The sequence below is a fragment of the Enterobacter sp. 4974935 genome (assembly GCF_058661735.1).
The window spans coordinates 1,765,534-1,780,792 of the sequence record NZ_JBZWGT010000003.1; the positions used below are offsets into that span (position 1 = coordinate 1,765,534).

11 protein-coding genes and 2 tRNA genes are annotated in these 15,259 nt (G+C 55.3%); 7 read left to right on the top strand and 6 right to left on the bottom strand.

The window, feature by feature from the left end; translation table 11 throughout:
• Positions 1-651: a two-component system response regulator NarL gene (gene narL, locus AC4OVS_RS09560; RefSeq protein ID WP_003856701.1), complete on the bottom strand. Its 651-nt coding sequence runs from the start codon at positions 649-651 to the stop codon at positions 1-3.
• Positions 644-2,440 carry a nitrate/nitrite two-component system sensor histidine kinase NarX gene (gene narX / locus AC4OVS_RS09565; RefSeq protein ID WP_192970030.1) on the bottom strand — a complete coding sequence of 599 codons (1,797 nt, stop codon included), beginning with the start codon at positions 2,438-2,440 and terminating at the stop codon, positions 644-646. The genes narL and narX overlap by 8 nt, the downstream gene beginning before the upstream one ends.
• A 309-nt stretch (positions 2,441-2,749) precedes the next feature.
• On the opposite strand from narX, the gene AC4OVS_RS09570 reads away from it, so the two are divergent.
• From AC4OVS_RS09570 to narI, 5 genes are all read left to right on the top strand, one after another.
• Entirely contained in the window at positions 2,750-4,147 is a 1,398-nt protein-coding gene (locus tag AC4OVS_RS09570; protein WP_022648363.1) for a NarK family nitrate/nitrite MFS transporter, read from the top strand.
• A gap of 381 nt (positions 4,148-4,528) precedes the next feature.
• Positions 4,529-8,272, top strand: a complete 3,744-nt coding sequence (locus tag AC4OVS_RS09575) for a nitrate reductase subunit alpha (protein ID WP_023300281.1) — start codon at positions 4,529-4,531, stop codon at positions 8,270-8,272.
• Entirely contained in the window at positions 8,269-9,804 is a 1,536-nt protein-coding gene (gene narH, locus AC4OVS_RS09580) for a nitrate reductase subunit beta (protein ID WP_023300280.1), read from the top strand. Before AC4OVS_RS09575 ends, narH begins: the two co-directional genes overlap by 4 nt.
• Positions 9,801-10,511 (top strand): nitrate reductase molybdenum cofactor assembly chaperone, encoded by a 711-nt coding sequence (gene narJ / locus AC4OVS_RS09585; protein WP_022648360.1) that lies wholly within the window; start codon positions 9,801-9,803, stop codon positions 10,509-10,511. The genes narH and narJ overlap by 4 nt, the downstream gene beginning before the upstream one ends.
• The gene (narI, locus tag AC4OVS_RS09590; protein ID WP_022648359.1) at positions 10,511-11,188 is read left to right on the top strand and encodes a respiratory nitrate reductase subunit gamma; all 678 of its coding nucleotides are present in this window, start codon (positions 10,511-10,513) and stop codon (positions 11,186-11,188) included. The genes narJ and narI overlap by 1 nt, the downstream gene beginning before the upstream one ends.
• Positions 11,189-11,399: 211 nt before the next feature.
• On the opposite strand, the gene AC4OVS_RS09595 is transcribed toward narI, so the two are convergent.
• The 4 genes from AC4OVS_RS09595 to AC4OVS_RS09610 form a co-directional block, all read right to left on the bottom strand.
• Positions 11,400-11,484 (bottom strand) — tRNA-Tyr (locus AC4OVS_RS09595).
• Positions 11,485-11,518: 34 nt separating this feature from the next.
• A tRNA-Tyr gene (locus AC4OVS_RS09600) sits at positions 11,519-11,603 on the bottom strand.
• A gap of 157 nt (positions 11,604-11,760) precedes the next feature.
• Complete coding sequence (gene purU, locus AC4OVS_RS09605; protein ID WP_003856715.1) at positions 11,761-12,603, bottom strand: formyltetrahydrofolate deformylase; 843 nt, start codon at positions 12,601-12,603, stop codon at positions 11,761-11,763.
• A 41-nt stretch (positions 12,604-12,644) separates the two neighbouring features.
• Complete coding sequence (locus AC4OVS_RS09610) at positions 12,645-13,109, bottom strand: YchJ family protein (RefSeq protein WP_022648358.1); 465 nt, start codon at positions 13,107-13,109, stop codon at positions 12,645-12,647.
• Positions 13,110-13,222: 113 nt separating this feature from the next.
• Here AC4OVS_RS09610 and rssA point away from each other — a divergent pair, with 113 nt between their 5' ends.
• Both rssA and rssB read left to right on the top strand, forming a co-directional pair.
• Entirely contained in the window at positions 13,223-14,125 is a 903-nt protein-coding gene (rssA, locus tag AC4OVS_RS09615) for a patatin-like phospholipase RssA (RefSeq protein ID WP_491922349.1), read from the top strand.
• Positions 14,126-14,214: 89 nt separating this feature from the next.
• Positions 14,215-15,228: a two-component system response regulator RssB gene (rssB, locus tag AC4OVS_RS09620; protein ID WP_491922350.1), complete on the top strand. Its 1,014-nt coding sequence runs from the start codon at positions 14,215-14,217 to the stop codon at positions 15,226-15,228.
• Positions 15,229-15,259 lie beyond the last annotated feature (31 nt).

A 15,259-nucleotide genomic window follows, 5' to 3' on the forward strand; every position in this document is an offset into this window, starting at 1 on the left:
TTAAAAAATGCGCTCCTGATGCACCCAGACGGCGGCTTCGACGCGGGATTTTAACTTCATTTTCTTCAGCATGTGTTTGACATGCACTTTGACCGTGCTCTCGGTGATGTCCAGACGGCGGGCTATCATTTTGTTCGGCAGACCCTGAGCAATCAGCTTCAGAATGTCGCGCTCGCGCGGGGTCAACTGGCTGACGTCACGGTCAGACGTGGCGCGGTTCGCACGCAGGCTGGCGGCCAGTACCGGCGTTAACGCTTCACTCAGCACCATCTCGCCTGCGGCAGCCTGTTGCAGCGCCTTGAGCAGATCTTCCGGCTCCATATCTTTCAGCAGATAGCCGTCTGCCCCCCGCTTGAGGGCGGTGACCACGTCTTCTTCATGGTTTGAGACGCTGAAGACCACCACCCGGCCAGAGAGGGATTTCTCCCGCAGCTTGTCGAGGGTTTCCAGGCCATTCATGCCCGGCATGTTGAGATCGAGCAAGATCAAATCAGGATCGAGCGATTCGGCAAGTTCAATACCCTGTTCGCCGTTGCTGGCTTCCCCGACGACGGTGATATCGGGCGCCATGCTGACAAGCTGTTTAACGCCAGTGCGCAGCATCGGATGATCGTCAATCAACAGGATAGATGCCGGTTCCTGATTAGTCATGGTTTTCTCCTTGAGCAGTTATGAGGGGCTTTTCGGGTATAAAGGTGACCACGACTTCGGTGCCACCTGACTCTCCCCGGCGAACCTGGCAATCACCGCGCAGGCTTTGCGCGCGGTCTCGCATGATGATTAAACCATAATGGTTCGTTCGTTCGGCATTTTCCGGCACGCCGCGGCCGTTATCCTGAACCCTGAGCTTCACCTGATTATCCTGGCAGCTGACGGTGACCGTGACGGCCGTCGCCTCGGCATGCTTGAGCACGTTGCTCAGGGCTTCACGGGCAATTTGCAGCAAATGGATCGCCTGGTGAGAGGGGATAAAACGCGGTGGCAGCTGGTAATCCAGCTTCACCGGGAAGCCCAGCCTGGCACTAAATTCCTGACAGCTGGACTCCAGCGCAGGGCGTAGCCCCGGCTCGGTGAGCTGTAAACGGAAGGTGGTCAGCAGCTCGCGAAGCTGAATCCACGAGGTGTTAAGCTCGTTGCGGATCTGGCTGAGCAGCTGTTTGCTGCTCTCGGGCATGCCTTCGTCCTGCATTTGCAGGCAACTCACCTGCATCTTCATGCAGGAGAGGGACTGGGCGATGGAGTCATGCAGCTCGCGGGCGATGGTGGCGCGCTCCTCCATCACGATCAGCTGCTGCTGTTTCTCCTGATGACGGTCGAGCGCCAGCGTGGCCGTGAGCTGCTCTACAAGAGTATCGACCAGCTGCTGCTGGTCGTGGCTCAGATGACGTCCGGCGGGCAGGGTGGCCAGCAAAATACCGTACTGGGTATGGCTGTCCATCAGCCGCCACTTGAGGGTCGTGCCGCTGGTGGTAAGCGGCGGCAAGCCGCGCGGGCAAAGATGACACCCTTTATCGTCGCAGGAGATGTCCGACTGACAGGTAAATTCCTGATGGTTTTCCTCATCTTCAACGTCATAAACCCGTAGCTCAAGATCGTGGAGCAGAGTCAGGTTTTGCAGGCCGTTCAGTACCGGCGAGAGACGCTCGCAAAGCGGTACCTGCATATGCAGGCGACGGTTCGCCTGCCAGAGGAAAGAGAGGATCTCGTTTTTCTGCTCAAGCCCGGCGGTTTTCTCCTGGACGCGTTTTTCCAGTACCGCGTAGCTTTCAGATAGCTCCGCCGACATGGTGTTGAGCGCCTCGCCGAGCATCGCCATTTCGTTGCGCCCGCTGATGTGCGTGCGTTGGGTAAAATCGCGCTGTGTGACGGCGCGGGCCATCGCCAGGAGTTGCTTCCAGGGGTTAAGCAACCGCGCGCGCAGCCAGATAACCGTGAAAATCAGCAGCAAACCCATAAACAGCGCCATTGCGCGGTGAACCATCACCACGCGGTCAATGCGTAACTCTGTGGTGCGATCGAACGAGGAGACGAGATGATCGATGCGTGAAACAAACCCGGCGACATCCTTGGCGACCGTTTCCCGGTCTTCCGCCCGCTTTAACCCGGGCTCCAGCTGGGTATGCCAGTAGCCCTGAAGCGCCTTAAGCTGAGATTGCTGGCCGTCACGGATGGCGGCTCTTTCCAGTTCAGGGCTGAATGCGGTACGCTCCATTTCGTCGATAAGCGGTTGGTCAGCCTGCGTCAGCGGCACCGACGCCAGCAGCCGGTAACTCTGCATACGTAGCGAGCCTGCCTCGTTGATGGCATGCGCATTACCCTGCACACCCTGTACCAGCCAGCCAGAAATAGCCATGCCGGTCACACCGATAGCGGTGGACAGCAGAACAATAAGCGCCAGCTGGTTAACCAGCGTCAGCGGAGATAAACATCTTTTTAACATAGAGTTGCCGGGCTCCTGACGTGACCTGATTGCAGGAATGGCGCTATTCTGGTGCATACCCTGGAGTATACCCATACCAATAAAGGATTACCTCTAAATTGCCAGAGAGGTAACGGTTAGTGGGTGGACGAAGCAGGGATGCGTCAGCACCGTGAAAAACCACACCTTTTTTACGTTTTGCATCTACTCATTAAGAGTGATGGCTTTTTTTTCGCCGCAAAACCTCCCACTTTTCCTTTGATTTATATCAACTTACCGCCGCCCTAAAGCCCTAATGTTTGCAGCATCATTCGAGAATCAGAGGTGTCTATGAGTCACTCTTCCGCTCCCGAAAGGGAAACTGGTGCCGTTATTACAGACTGGCGTCCAGAGGATCCGGCGTTCTGGCAACAGCGCGGCCACCGTATAGCAAGTCGTAATCTGTGGATTTCCGTGCCATGTCTGTTACTGGCGTTTTGCGTCTGGATGTTGTTCAGTGCGGTTGCGGTTAACCTGCCAAAAGTGGGCTTTACCTTTACCACCGATCAGCTGTTTATGTTGACTGCGTTGCCGTCGCTTTCAGGCGCACTGCTGCGCGTTCCTTACGCGTTTATGGTGCCGGTCTTTGGTGGTCGTCGCTGGACGGCTTTCAGTACCGGGATCATGATCGTGCCGTGCGTGTGGCTCGGTTTTGCGGTGCAGGATACCTCTACACCGTTTAGCGTGTTCGTGATTATCTCTCTGCTGTGCGGTTTTGCGGGGGCGAACTTTGCGTCCAGTATGGCAAACATCAGCTTCTTCTTCCCGAAAGCGAAGCAGGGTGGTGCGCTGGGCATTAACGGCGGTCTGGGTAACATGGGCGTGAGCGTGATGCAGCTGATTGCTCCGCTGGCGATCTCGGTCTCCATCTTTGCGGCGTTTGGCGGCGGCGGTGTGACGCAGCCCGACGGTTCAGTGCTGTTCCTGCAAAATGCCTCCTGGATTTGGGTACCGTTCCTGGTGGTCTTTACCCTGGCTGCATGGTTCTTCATGAACGACCTGTCCGCGTCCAAAGCGTCCCTGAGCGAGCAGCTGCCGGTTCTGAAACGTGGCCACCTGTGGGTAATGGCACTGCTGTATCTGGCGACCTTCGGCTCGTTCATCGGTTTCTCCGCAGGCTTTGCCATGCTGTCGAAAACCCAGTTCCCGGACGTACAGATCCTTCAGTTTGCCTTCTTCGGTCCGTTTATTGGCGCGCTGGCACGTTCGCTGGGCGGGATGATCTCCGACCGTCTGGGTGGAACGCGCGTTACGCTGGTGAACTTTGTATTGATGGCCATCTTCTGTGCGCTGCTGTTCCTGACGCTGCCTGCGGGTGGTGAGGGAGGTAACTTCTTTGCCTTCTTCGGCGTCTTCATGGTGCTGTTCCTGACCGCCGGGCTGGGCAGTGCGTCTACTTTCCAGATGATCTCTGTCATCTTCCGCAAGCTGACCATGGACCGCGTGAAAGCGCAGGGCGGGAGCGACGAGCAGGCGATGCGTGAAGCCGCCACTGATACCGCTGCGGCGCTTGGGTTTATCTCTGCGATTGGCGCGATTGGCGGCTTCTTTATTCCAAAAGCGTTCGGTATCTCACTGGATCTGACCGGCTCTCCGGCGGGTGCGATGAAGGTATTCCTCGTCTTCTATATCGCCTGTGTGGTCATCACCTGGCTGGTATATGGCCGTAATACCAAGAAAAACAAGTAAGCTTGATTATCCGTTTGCGCGGCCTGAGTGCCGCGCTTTTTTTAATCGCTTAATAGTTACAACATACTAATAGCGTTTCCCGTAGTCGCACGCAGGTAACGCTGTGATCGCCATCGCTTTACAGGTGTCTCTACCCCTTAATACCTAAGATGTTAAATTTTGCTCCACTTATTGTACGATAAATAAAATATATCCATATAAATCATTAAGTTAAAAAATATTAACAGCTACCGCTTTGGTGGTATTTGATCTAATACCCCCCTTCAGAGACCCCCTCCGTCTTGATCGTTATCAATTCTCACCATCTTTCATAGCGTTACCTTCGCTGCAAATCAGCAATGTCGATTTAGAGAGCCACAGGCTCCACACAGGAGATACCCGATGAGCAAATTTTTGGACCGGTTTCGCTACTTCAAACAGAAGGGTGAAACTTTTGCCGATGGGCACGGCCAGGTTCTGGATACCAACCGGGACTGGGAAGACGGTTACCGTCAACGCTGGCAGCATGACAAAGTTGTCCGTTCTACCCACGGTGTAAACTGCACTGGCTCATGTAGCTGGAAGATTTTCGTTAAAAACGGTCTGGTGACCTGGGAAATGCAGCAGACCGACTATCCGCGTACCCGTCCGGATATGCCGAACCATGAACCGCGCGGCTGCCCGCGTGGGGCCAGCTACTCCTGGTATCTCTACAGCGCCAACCGTCTGAAATACCCGCTGATGCGTAAACGCCTGATGAAAATGTGGCGTGAAGCGAAAGTGCAGCACAGCGATCCGGTTGATGCATGGGCATCCATCATCGAGGACGCCGACAAAGCGAAAAGCTTCAAACAGGCGCGTGGTCGCGGTGGTTTCGTTCGTTCTTCCTGGAAAGAGGTGAACGAGCTGATTGCGGCCTCCAACGTCTATACCGTGAAAACTTACGGTCCTGACCGCGTGGCAGGCTTCTCGCCAATCCCGGCAATGTCGATGGTCTCTTACGCCTCCGGCGCGCGCTACCTTTCACTTATCGGCGGTACCTGTCTGAGCTTCTACGACTGGTACTGCGACCTGCCGCCAGCGTCGCCGCAGACCTGGGGCGAACAGACCGACGTGCCGGAGTCCGCTGACTGGTACAACTCCAGCTACATCATCGCCTGGGGCTCTAACGTTCCGCAGACCCGTACCCCTGATGCGCACTTCTTTACCGAAGTACGTTACAAAGGGACCAAAACCGTTGCCGTGACCCCGGACTACGCCGAAATCGCCAAACTGTGTGACCTGTGGCTGGCACCGAAACAGGGTACTGATGCCGCCATGGCGCTGGCGATGGGCCACGTCATGTTGCGTGAATTCCACCTCGACAAGCCAAGCCAGTATTTCACCGATTACGTGCGTCGCTACACCGACATGCCAATGCTGGTGATGCTTGAAGAGCGTGACGGCTATTACGCCGCTGGCCGTATGCTGCGTGCTGCGGATCTTGTGGACGCGCTGGGTCAGGAAAACAACCCGGAGTGGAAAACGGTCGCCTGCAACAGCAACGGCGAGCTGGTGGCACCAAACGGTTCTATCGGCTTCCGCTGGGGCGAAAAAGGCAAATGGAACCTGGAACAGCGTAACGGCACCACGGGTGAAGAGACAGAACTTCGCCTCAGCATGCTGGGCAGCCAGGACGAAATCGCCGATGTCGGCTTCCCGTACTTTGGTGGTGAAGGTTCCGAGCACTTCAACAAGGTTGAGCTGCAAAACGTTCTGATGCACAAACTGCCGGTTAAGCGCCTGCAACTGGCGGACGGTTCTACCGCTCTGGTCACTACGGTCTACGATCTGACCATGGCGAACTATGGCCTGGAGCGCGGTCTGAACGATGAAAACTGCGCGACCAGCTATGACGACGTGAAGGCTTATACACCAGCCTGGGCGGAGCAGATCACCGGTGTGCCACGCGCCCAAATCACCCGTATCGCCCGCGAATTTGCGGAAAACGCAGACAAAACTCACGGTCGCTCCATGATCATCGTCGGTGCCGGTCTGAACCACTGGTATCACCTCGATATGAACTATCGCGGCCTGATCAACATGCTGATCTTCTGCGGCTGCGTCGGGCAGAGCGGCGGCGGCTGGGCGCACTACGTGGGCCAGGAAAAACTGCGTCCGCAGACCGGCTGGCAGCCGCTGGCGTTTGCCCTTGACTGGCAGCGTCCGGCTCGTCACATGAACAGCACCTCCTACTTCTATAACCACTCCAGCCAGTGGCGCTACGAGACGGTGACCGCGCAGGAGCTGCTGTCGCCGATGGCGGATAAATCCCGCTACAGCGGCCATCTGATTGACTTCAACGTGCGCGCTGAACGCATGGGCTGGCTGCCGTCTGCACCGCAGTTGGGCACTAACCCGCTGCGCATTGCGGAAGCGGCGAAGAAAGCGGGCATGTCACCGGTGGACTACACCGTGAAATCGCTGAAGGATGGCTCAATCCGTTTTGCGGCAGAACAGCCTGAGAACGGCAAAAACCATCCGCGTAACCTGTTCATCTGGCGCTCCAACCTGCTGGGTTCGTCCGGTAAAGGCCATGAGTACATGCTGAAATACCTGCTCGGTACCGAAAACGGTATTCAGGGTAAGGATCTCGGCAAGCAGGGCGGCGTGAAGCCAGAAGAAGTTGAATGGAAAGACAACGGTCTGGACGGCAAGCTGGATCTGGTGGTAACGCTGGACTTCCGTCTGTCCAGTACCTGCCTGTACTCCGATATCGTGCTGCCTACCGCCACCTGGTACGAAAAAGACGACATGAATACGTCGGATATGCATCCGTTTATTCATCCGCTGTCTGCGGCCGTTGACCCGGCGTGGGAATCAAAAAGCGACTGGGAAATCTATAAAGACATCGCGAAGAAATTCTCCGAAGTCTGTGTAGGGCACCTGGGCAAAGAGACCGACGTGGTGACGCTGCCAATCCAGCACGACTCCGCTGCCGAACTGGCGCAGCCGCTTGACGTGAAGGACTGGAAAAAAGGCGAATGCGACCTGATCCCGGGCGTGACCGCGCCGCACATTATTCCGGTTGAACGTGATTACCCGGCAACGTACGAGCGCTTTACCTCTATCGGTCCGCTGATGGAGAAGATCGGTAACGGCGGTAAAGGCATCGCCTGGAACACCCAGAGCGAAATGGACCTGCTGCGCAAGCTCAATTACACCAAAGCAGACGGCCCGGCCAAAGGCCAGCCAATGCTGAACACGGCAATTGATGCAGCGGAAATGATCCTGACCCTGGCACCGGAAACCAATGGCCACGTGGCGGTGAAAGCGTGGGCGGCTCTGAGTGAATTTACCGGCCGTGACCATACGCATCTGGCGAAGAATAAAGAAGAAGAGAAAATCCGCTTCCGCGATATTCAGGCTCAGCCGCGCAAGATTATCTCCAGCCCGACCTGGTCTGGTCTGGAAGATGAACATGTCTCCTATAACGCCGGATACACCAACGTTCACGAGCTGATCCCATGGCGCACGCTCTCTGGCCGTCAGTCTCTGTATCAGGATCACCAGTGGATGCGTGACTTCGGTGAAAGCCTGCTGGTTTACCGGCCGCCAATCGATACCCGCTCCGTGAAAGCGGTGATGGGGGCGAAATCAAACGGTAACCCTGAGAAGGCGCTGAACTTCCTGACGCCGCACCAGAAGTGGGGTATCCACTCCACCTACAGCGACAACCTGCTGATGCTGACGCTGTCACGCGGGGGGCCGATTGTCTGGATGAGCGAAGCGGACGCCAAAGATCTGGGTATCGAAGATAACGACTGGATCGAAGTGTTCAACAGCAACGGTGCCCTGACGGCACGTGCGGTGGTGAGCCAGCGTGTACCAGCCGGGATGACCATGATGTACCACGCGCAGGAACGTATCGTTAACCTGCCGGGTTCAGAGATCACCGAGCAGCGCGGCGGTATTCACAACTCTGTGACCCGTATTACGCCGAAACCGACGCATATGATCGGCGGCTATGCCCAGCTGGCCTACGGCTTTAACTACTACGGCACTGTAGGATCAAACCGCGATGAGTTCGTGGTGGTACGTAAGATGAAGAATATTAACTGGTTAGATGGCGAAGGAAATGACCAGGTACAGGAGAGCGTAAAATGAAAATTCGTTCACAAGTCGGCATGGTGCTGAATCTGGATAAATGCATCGGCTGTCATACCTGCTCAGTCACCTGTAAAAACGTCTGGACCAGCCGTGAAGGTATGGAGTACGCCTGGTTCAACAACGTGGAAAGTAAGCCGGGCACCGGCTTCCCGACCGACTGGGAAAACCAGGAGAAGTGGAAGGGCGGCTGGATCCGTAAAATCAACGGCAAACTGCAACCGCGCATGGGTAACCGTGCGATGCTGCTCGGTAAAATCTTTGCTAACCCGCATCTGCCGGGCATCGACGATTACTACGAGCCTTTTGATTACGACTATCAGAACCTGCACAACGCGCCGGAAAGCAAACACCAGCCGATCGCCCGTCCTCGCTCGCTGATCACCGGTAAGCGCATGGACAAAATTACCAGCGGTCCAAACTGGGAGGAAATTCTGGGCGGCGAGTTCGAAAAACGCGCCAAAGACCAGAACTTCGAGAACATGCAGAAGGCGATGTACGGCCAGTTCGAAAACACATTCATGATGTATCTGCCGCGCCTGTGCGAACACTGCCTTAACCCGGCGTGCGTGGCGACCTGCCCAAGCGGCGCCATCTACAAGCGTGAAGAAGATGGCATTGTGCTGATCGACCAGGACAAGTGCCGCGGCTGGCGTATGTGCATCACCGGCTGCCCGTACAAAAAAATCTACTTTAACTGGAAGAGCGGTAAGTCTGAGAAGTGTATCTTCTGCTACCCGCGTATCGAAGCCGGTATGCCGACCGTCTGCTCAGAGAGCTGCGTAGGGCGTATCCGCTACCTCGGCGTGCTGCTGTACGACGCGGATGCGATTGAAAATGCCGCAAGCACCGAGAACGAGAAAGATCTGTATCAGCGTCAGCTGGAGGTCTTCCTCGATCCGAACGATCCGAAGGTGATCGAGCAGGCGCTGAAAGACGGTATTCCGCAGAGCGTGATTGACGCCGCACAGCAGTCCCCGGTGTACAAAATGGCGATGGACTGGAAGCTGGCGCTGCCGCTGCACCCGGAATACCGCACGTTGCCGATGGTCTGGTACGTGCCGCCGCTGTCTCCGATTCAGTCTGCGGCTGACGCAGGTGAACTGGGCAGCAACGGCATTCTGCCGGACGTGGAAAGCCTGCGTATTCCGGTTCAGTATCTGGCCAACCTGCTCACCGCAGGGGATACCCAGCCGGTGCTGCTGGCGCTGAAACGTATGCTGGCGATGCGTCACTTCAAACGTGCGGAAACCGTTGACGGCGTTAACGATACCCGCGCGCTGGAAGAGGTCGGCCTGACCGAAGCGCAGGCGCAGGAGATGTACCGCTATCTGGCAATCGCTAACTACGAAGATCGTTTCGTGGTGCCGAGCAGTCACCGCGAGCTGGCTCGCGAGGCCTTCCCGGAGAAAAGTGGGTGTGGCTTTACCTTTGGCGACGGTTGCCACGGGTCAGACAGCAAATTCAACCTGTTCAACAGCCGCCGCATCGACGCGATGGATGTGACCAGCAAAACGGAGCCGCACCAATGATTGAACTCGTCATTGTTTCGCGTCTGCTCGAGTACCCTGATGCTGCGCTTGTGCAGCATCAACAGGAACTCTTTGATGCACTCGCGTCATCTGAAAACCTGGATAAAGAGGATGCCCAGACGCTGGGCATTTTCCTCCGCGACCTGCTGGCGCGCGATCTTCTTGATGCGCAGGCGGACTACAGCCAGCTGTTTGACCGTGGTCGTGCCACGTCTCTATTGCTGTTCGAACACGTTCACGGTGAATCCCGCGACCGTGGTCAGGCGATGGTGGATCTGATGGCCCAGTACGAGCAGCACGGTTTGCAACTCGACAGCCGCGAGCTGCCGGATCACCTGCCTCTGTACCTGGAATATCTGGCGCAGCTGCCGAAAGAGGAAGCGCTGGGCGGGTTGCAGGACATCGCTCCCATTCTGGCGTTGCTCGGCGCACGTCTCCAGCAACGTGAGAGCAATTATGCTGTCCTGTTCGATCTGCTGGTGAAACTGGCTAACGCCTCGGTTGACAGTCAAAAAGTGGCGGAAAAAATTGCGGATGAAGCCCGTGACGACACCCCACAAGCACTGGATGCCGTCTGGGAAGAAGAACAGGTGAAATTCTTTGCTGACCAGAGCTGTGGCGAATCTGAAATCTCCGCGCATCAGCGTCGTTTTGCCGGAGCGGTGGCTCCGCAATATTTGAATATCTCTAACGGAGGACAGCACTAATGCACTTCCTGAATATGTTCTTCTTTGACATTTACCCGTATATCGCGGGCACCGTGTTCCTGGTGGGAAGCTGGCTGCGTTATGACTATGGCCAGTACACCTGGCGTGCTGCCTCCAGCCAGATGCTGGATCGTAAAGGGATGAACCTGGCGTCAAACCTGTTCCACATCGGGATTTTGGGTATTTTCGCCGGTCATTTCCTGGGGATGCTGACGCCGCACTGGATGTACGAAGCGTGGCTGCCGATTGAAGTGAAGCAGAAGATGGCGATGCTCGCCGGTGGCGCCTGCGGCGTGATGACCCTGGTGGGTGGGCTGCTGCTGCTGAAACGCCGTCTGTTCAGCCCACGCGTGCGGGCTACCACGACCGGAGCGGACATCCTGATCCTCTCCCTGCTGATGGTGCAGTGTGCGCTGGGTCTGCTGACCATTCCATTCTCTGCGCAGCATATGGACGGCAGCGAGATGATGAAGCTGGTGGGATGGGCGCAGTCTGTCGTGACCTTCCGCGGTGGTGCCTCTGAGCATCTGGACGGCGTGGCGTTCATCTTCCGCGTTCACCTGGTGCTGGGTATGACCCTGTTTGTGCTGTTCCCGTTCTCTCGCCTGGTGCACATCTGGAGTGCGCCGGTGGAGTACCTGACGCGCAAATATCAGATCGTGCGTGCTCGTCGCTGATTCGCTGTATTGATACAACCCCGCATTTGCGGGGTTTTTTTTGTCCTGGAACCAGGGTTTCGTGCGGATGCCGGGTGGCGGCTGCGCCTTACCCGGCCTACGGAATTCACTATGCTCGGATCGAACCCTGGTCGAAGCTTCTCATCTTTCCCCGCATGGGAGAACCATGGAGCATTGTGCTTTTGGAGAGTGCTAAAGAATCTGGAAGTGATGGTGGTGGGGGAAGGATTCGAACCTTCGAAGTCGATGACGGCAGATTTACAGTCTGCTCCCTTTGGCCGCTCGGGAACCCCACCAGGGGTAATTCATATTTTGAAGTAAAGCTGGAGATGGTGGTGGGGGAAGGATTCGAACCTTCGAAGTCGATGACGGCAGATTTACAGTCTGCTCCCTTTGGCCGCTCGGGAACCCCACCACGGGGTAATGCTTTTAACTGGCCTGCTTCCTGTTGGAAGCGGGGCGCATCATATCAAATGAGACGCCCCTGTAAAGCATTCCTTTAGGAAAATGAAGCTGTTTGCCTGCTTTTTATCCGTAAAGGCGTAAAGCTAATCAATTCATTTTCCGAAGGATTAAAGAATAATCGTTCTGTTGCCGTACACAAAGACGCGCTGAGCAAGTACCTGATAAAGCGCACGGCTCAGTACGTTCTTCTCAACGTCACGGCCAGCTCGCATCATATCTTCTGCCGTGTAGGTGTGATCCACGTGGATCACGTCCTGCATGATGATTGGGCCTTCGTCCAGATTATCATTCACGTAGTGCGCGGTTGCGCCAATGATCTTCACCCCACGCTCGTACGCCTGGTGGTACGGACGCGCGCCAATAAAGGCTGGCAGGAAGGAGTGGTGGATGTTGATAATTTTGTTCGGGAAGCGCGCCACGAAGGATGGCGTCAGCACGCGCATGTATTTTGCCAGCACCACGTAGTCCGGGTTATGTGCTTCAATCGCAGCAGCCATCAGGTTGTCGTGCTCTTCGCGGGTATGACCTTCATGGCTGACCAGTTCAAACGGAATGTCGAAACGTTCAACCAGCGTACGCAGCGTCTCGTGGTTGCCAATGACGGCGGCAATTTCGACGTCCAGGCCACCGTAGTTGGCTTTCATCAGCAGATCGCCCAGGCAGTGCGCCTCTTTGGTGACCAGAATGACAATGCGGCGACGACCCGCCGGGTTTAGCTCGCGCACCGAGCCTTCCGGCAGGGCGCTGTCCAGATCGGCAAGCAGGGTTGTGTCGTTGAAAATACCTTCCAGCTCGGTACGCATAAAGAAGCGACCGGTACGGTGGTCAACGAACTCGTTGTTCTGCACGATATTCAGTTCATGCTTGTAGCAAATGTTGGTAATTCGTGCGATCAGTCCTTTTTGATCGGGACAGATAGTGCGCAGAACTTTACGTTGTAATGATTGCATCGCCGGGAAATCCTGTTTATGTATTTGCGAAGTCTGAGTTGTCAGGCATTACTGCCGCAACACTTTTTAAATTTTTTTCCTGAACCACAGGGGCAGGGATCGTTACGACCGAATTGCGGACGTGTGCCGTCAATATAATACCATTGCCCGCTGTCCTTTAAGAACCGTGAGCGTTCAATGATGGCGCCGGGTTTGTTTTGTTCGCTAAAGCGGGCGACAAAACTGACATAGCCCTCGTTGGCATCGCGGCCGGGAGCGGCATCAAAGACGGTAAGGCCCAGCCAGACGGTGTTGGCAAATCCGGCTTCAATCTCTTGCCGAAAATCGGCAGCATCACAGGACGGATGCCAGGTTTTAATCAGGTAGTCTGCGTTTTTGATCACAAAAGCAGTATACCGCGAGCGCATAAGGTGTGACGGGTCTGGTGCAACCTGCTCGCCAGAAAGATATCGCTGGCAACATAGGCTATACTCCAGAGCGCTACCACAGGGGCAGAGTTGAGACACGATTCTCTTCCTGGAACAAAAAATAAGGCGTTAAACGCTTAAGGTAGCAATATGTTAACTGAGCAGGTGCGTTGACGCTATGTCGGGAATCCAGGGGAAGTAAAACAGGGCTAATGAGAAAGGTAAAAATTGGACTGGCGTTGGGCTCAGGTGCAGCCCGGGGTTGGTCACATATTGGCGTTATCAATACCTTAAACCAGATGGGGATTGACGTTGATATTGTCGCAGGATGTTCTATCGGGTCGCTGGTCGGATCCGCGTACGCCTGCGGTAAGCTCCCGCAGCTTGAAAGCTGGGTGCGCTCCTTTAGTTACTGGGATGTACTACGCCTGATGGATCTCTCCTGGCAGCGTGGCGGCCTGCTGCGCGGCGAACGCGTATTCAATCAGTTTCGTAAGATAATGCCCCTCGCTGACTTCAGCCACTGCCAAATGCCTTTCGGCGCCGTTGCAACCAACCTCAGTACGGGCAGGGAGTTATGGCTCACCGAAGGGGATATTCATCTCGCCGTTCGCGCATCCTGTAGCATGCCTGGGTTAATGGCGCCTGTGCCTCATAATGGCTACTGGCTCGTTGATGGCGGCGTGGTGAATCCTGTGCCCATCTCTCTGACGCGCGCCATGGGGGCAGATATCGTCATTGCAGTGGATTTACAGCACGACGCTCACCTTATGCAGCAGGATTTGATGCCGGTTAATCTTCAGAGCGATGATGCGGAAGAAGAGAAACTTGCCTGGCATGCGCGTTTACGCGGCAGAATAGGGCACCTGACTGCCCGTCGCACGGTGACCGCGCCGAACGCCATTGAAATCATGACGACCTCCATTCAAATTCTTGAGAATCGCCTGAAGCGAAACCGTATGGCTGGCGATCCTCCGGATATTCTTATTCAGCCCTATTGTCCACAAATCTCTACCCTTGATTTCCACCGGGCTGAGGCCGCCATAGCAGCGGGCTCGTTAGCCGTCGAAAAGAAAATAGATGAACTGTTGCCTTTTGTGCGTACAGCACGTTAAGCACTTTTTTGATTACTTCAGCAAAATCTGACAGGCGATAGTACCAATAGCATGCCACTATTGAGTAACTGTCAGCCAGGGGAGGAACCATGACACAGCCATTGGCCGGAAAACATATTTTGATAGTAGAAGACGAGCCCGTTTTCCGATCGCTACTGGATTCGTGGTTATCCTCACTGGGTGCAACCACGTCCCTTGCCGAAGATGGCGTCGAGGCACTGGAAAAAATGGCCAGCATGGCGCCTGATCTGATGATCTGCGATCTCGAGATGCCGCGCATGGACGGATTAATGCTGGTGGAAAACCTGCGTAACGAAGGTTATCAGACACCGATACTGGTGATCTCGGCAACCGAAAATATGGCGGATATTGCTAAGGCGTTGCGTTTGGGTGTGCAGGATATCCTGCTCAAACCGGTTAAAGATTTAAACCGACTGCGTGAAACGGTGTTGGCCTGCCTGTATCCCAATATGTTTAATTCCCGGGTGGAAGAAGAAGAACGTCTTTTCCAGGACTGGGATGCTTTAGTCAGTAATCCGCTCGCGGCCGCGAAGCTGCTTCAGGAACTTCAGCCGCCGGTGCAGCAAAATATCTCTCACTGCAGAGTAAATTATCGCCAGCTGGTAGCGGCTGACCAGCCTGGACTGGTGCTGGATATTGCGCCGCTATCAGATTCCGACCTCGCTTTTTATTGCCTGGATGTTACCCGAGCGAGAGATAACGGCGTTCTGGCGGCCTTATTACTCCGTGCGCTGTTTAATGGATTGCTACAGGAACAATTATCCCATCAGGGGCAACGACTTCCTGAGTTAGGCAGTTTACTAAAACAGGTCAACCAACTTTTTCGCCAGGCCAATTTGCCGGGGCAGTTCCCGCTTCTGGTTGGCTATTATCACAGCGGGTTGAATAACCTTATTCTGGTCTCTGCTGGATTAAATGCCACGCTGAATACCGGCGAACACCATATACAGGTGAGTAACGGTGTGCCGTTGGGAACGTTGGGTAATACTTACCTTAATCAAATTAGCCATCGCTGCACCTCCTGGCAGTGCCAAATTTGGGGTGCCGGTGGGCGGTTACGCTTAATGTTGTCCACGGAGTAAGCAGTCAGATTTTATTTTTCAGATTGCTTTA

Bases quoted from the DNA above. Each gene is read 5' to 3' on its own strand.
- narL (WP_003856701.1), bottom strand. From the start codon at position 651: ATGACTAATCAGGAACCGGCATCTATCCTGTTGATTGACGATCATCCG.
- narX (WP_192970030.1), bottom strand. From the start codon at position 2,440: ATGTTAAAAAGATGTTTATCTCCGCTGACGCTGGTTAACCAGCTGGCG.
- AC4OVS_RS09570 (WP_022648363.1), top strand. From the start codon at position 2,750: ATGAGTCACTCTTCCGCTCCCGAAAGGGAAACTGGTGCCGTTATTACA.
- AC4OVS_RS09575 (WP_023300281.1), top strand. From the start codon at position 4,529: ATGAGCAAATTTTTGGACCGGTTTCGCTACTTCAAACAGAAGGGTGAA.
- narH (WP_023300280.1), top strand. From the start codon at position 8,269: ATGAAAATTCGTTCACAAGTCGGCATGGTGCTGAATCTGGATAAATGC.
- narJ (WP_022648360.1), top strand. From the start codon at position 9,801: ATGATTGAACTCGTCATTGTTTCGCGTCTGCTCGAGTACCCTGATGCT.
- narI (WP_022648359.1), top strand. From the start codon at position 10,511: ATGCACTTCCTGAATATGTTCTTCTTTGACATTTACCCGTATATCGCG.
- purU (WP_003856715.1), bottom strand. From the start codon at position 12,603: ATGCAATCATTACAACGTAAAGTTCTGCGCACTATCTGTCCCGATCAA.
- rssA (WP_491922349.1), top strand. From the start codon at position 13,223: ATGAGAAAGGTAAAAATTGGACTGGCGTTGGGCTCAGGTGCAGCCCGG.
- rssB (WP_491922350.1), top strand. From the start codon at position 14,215: ATGACACAGCCATTGGCCGGAAAACATATTTTGATAGTAGAAGACGAG.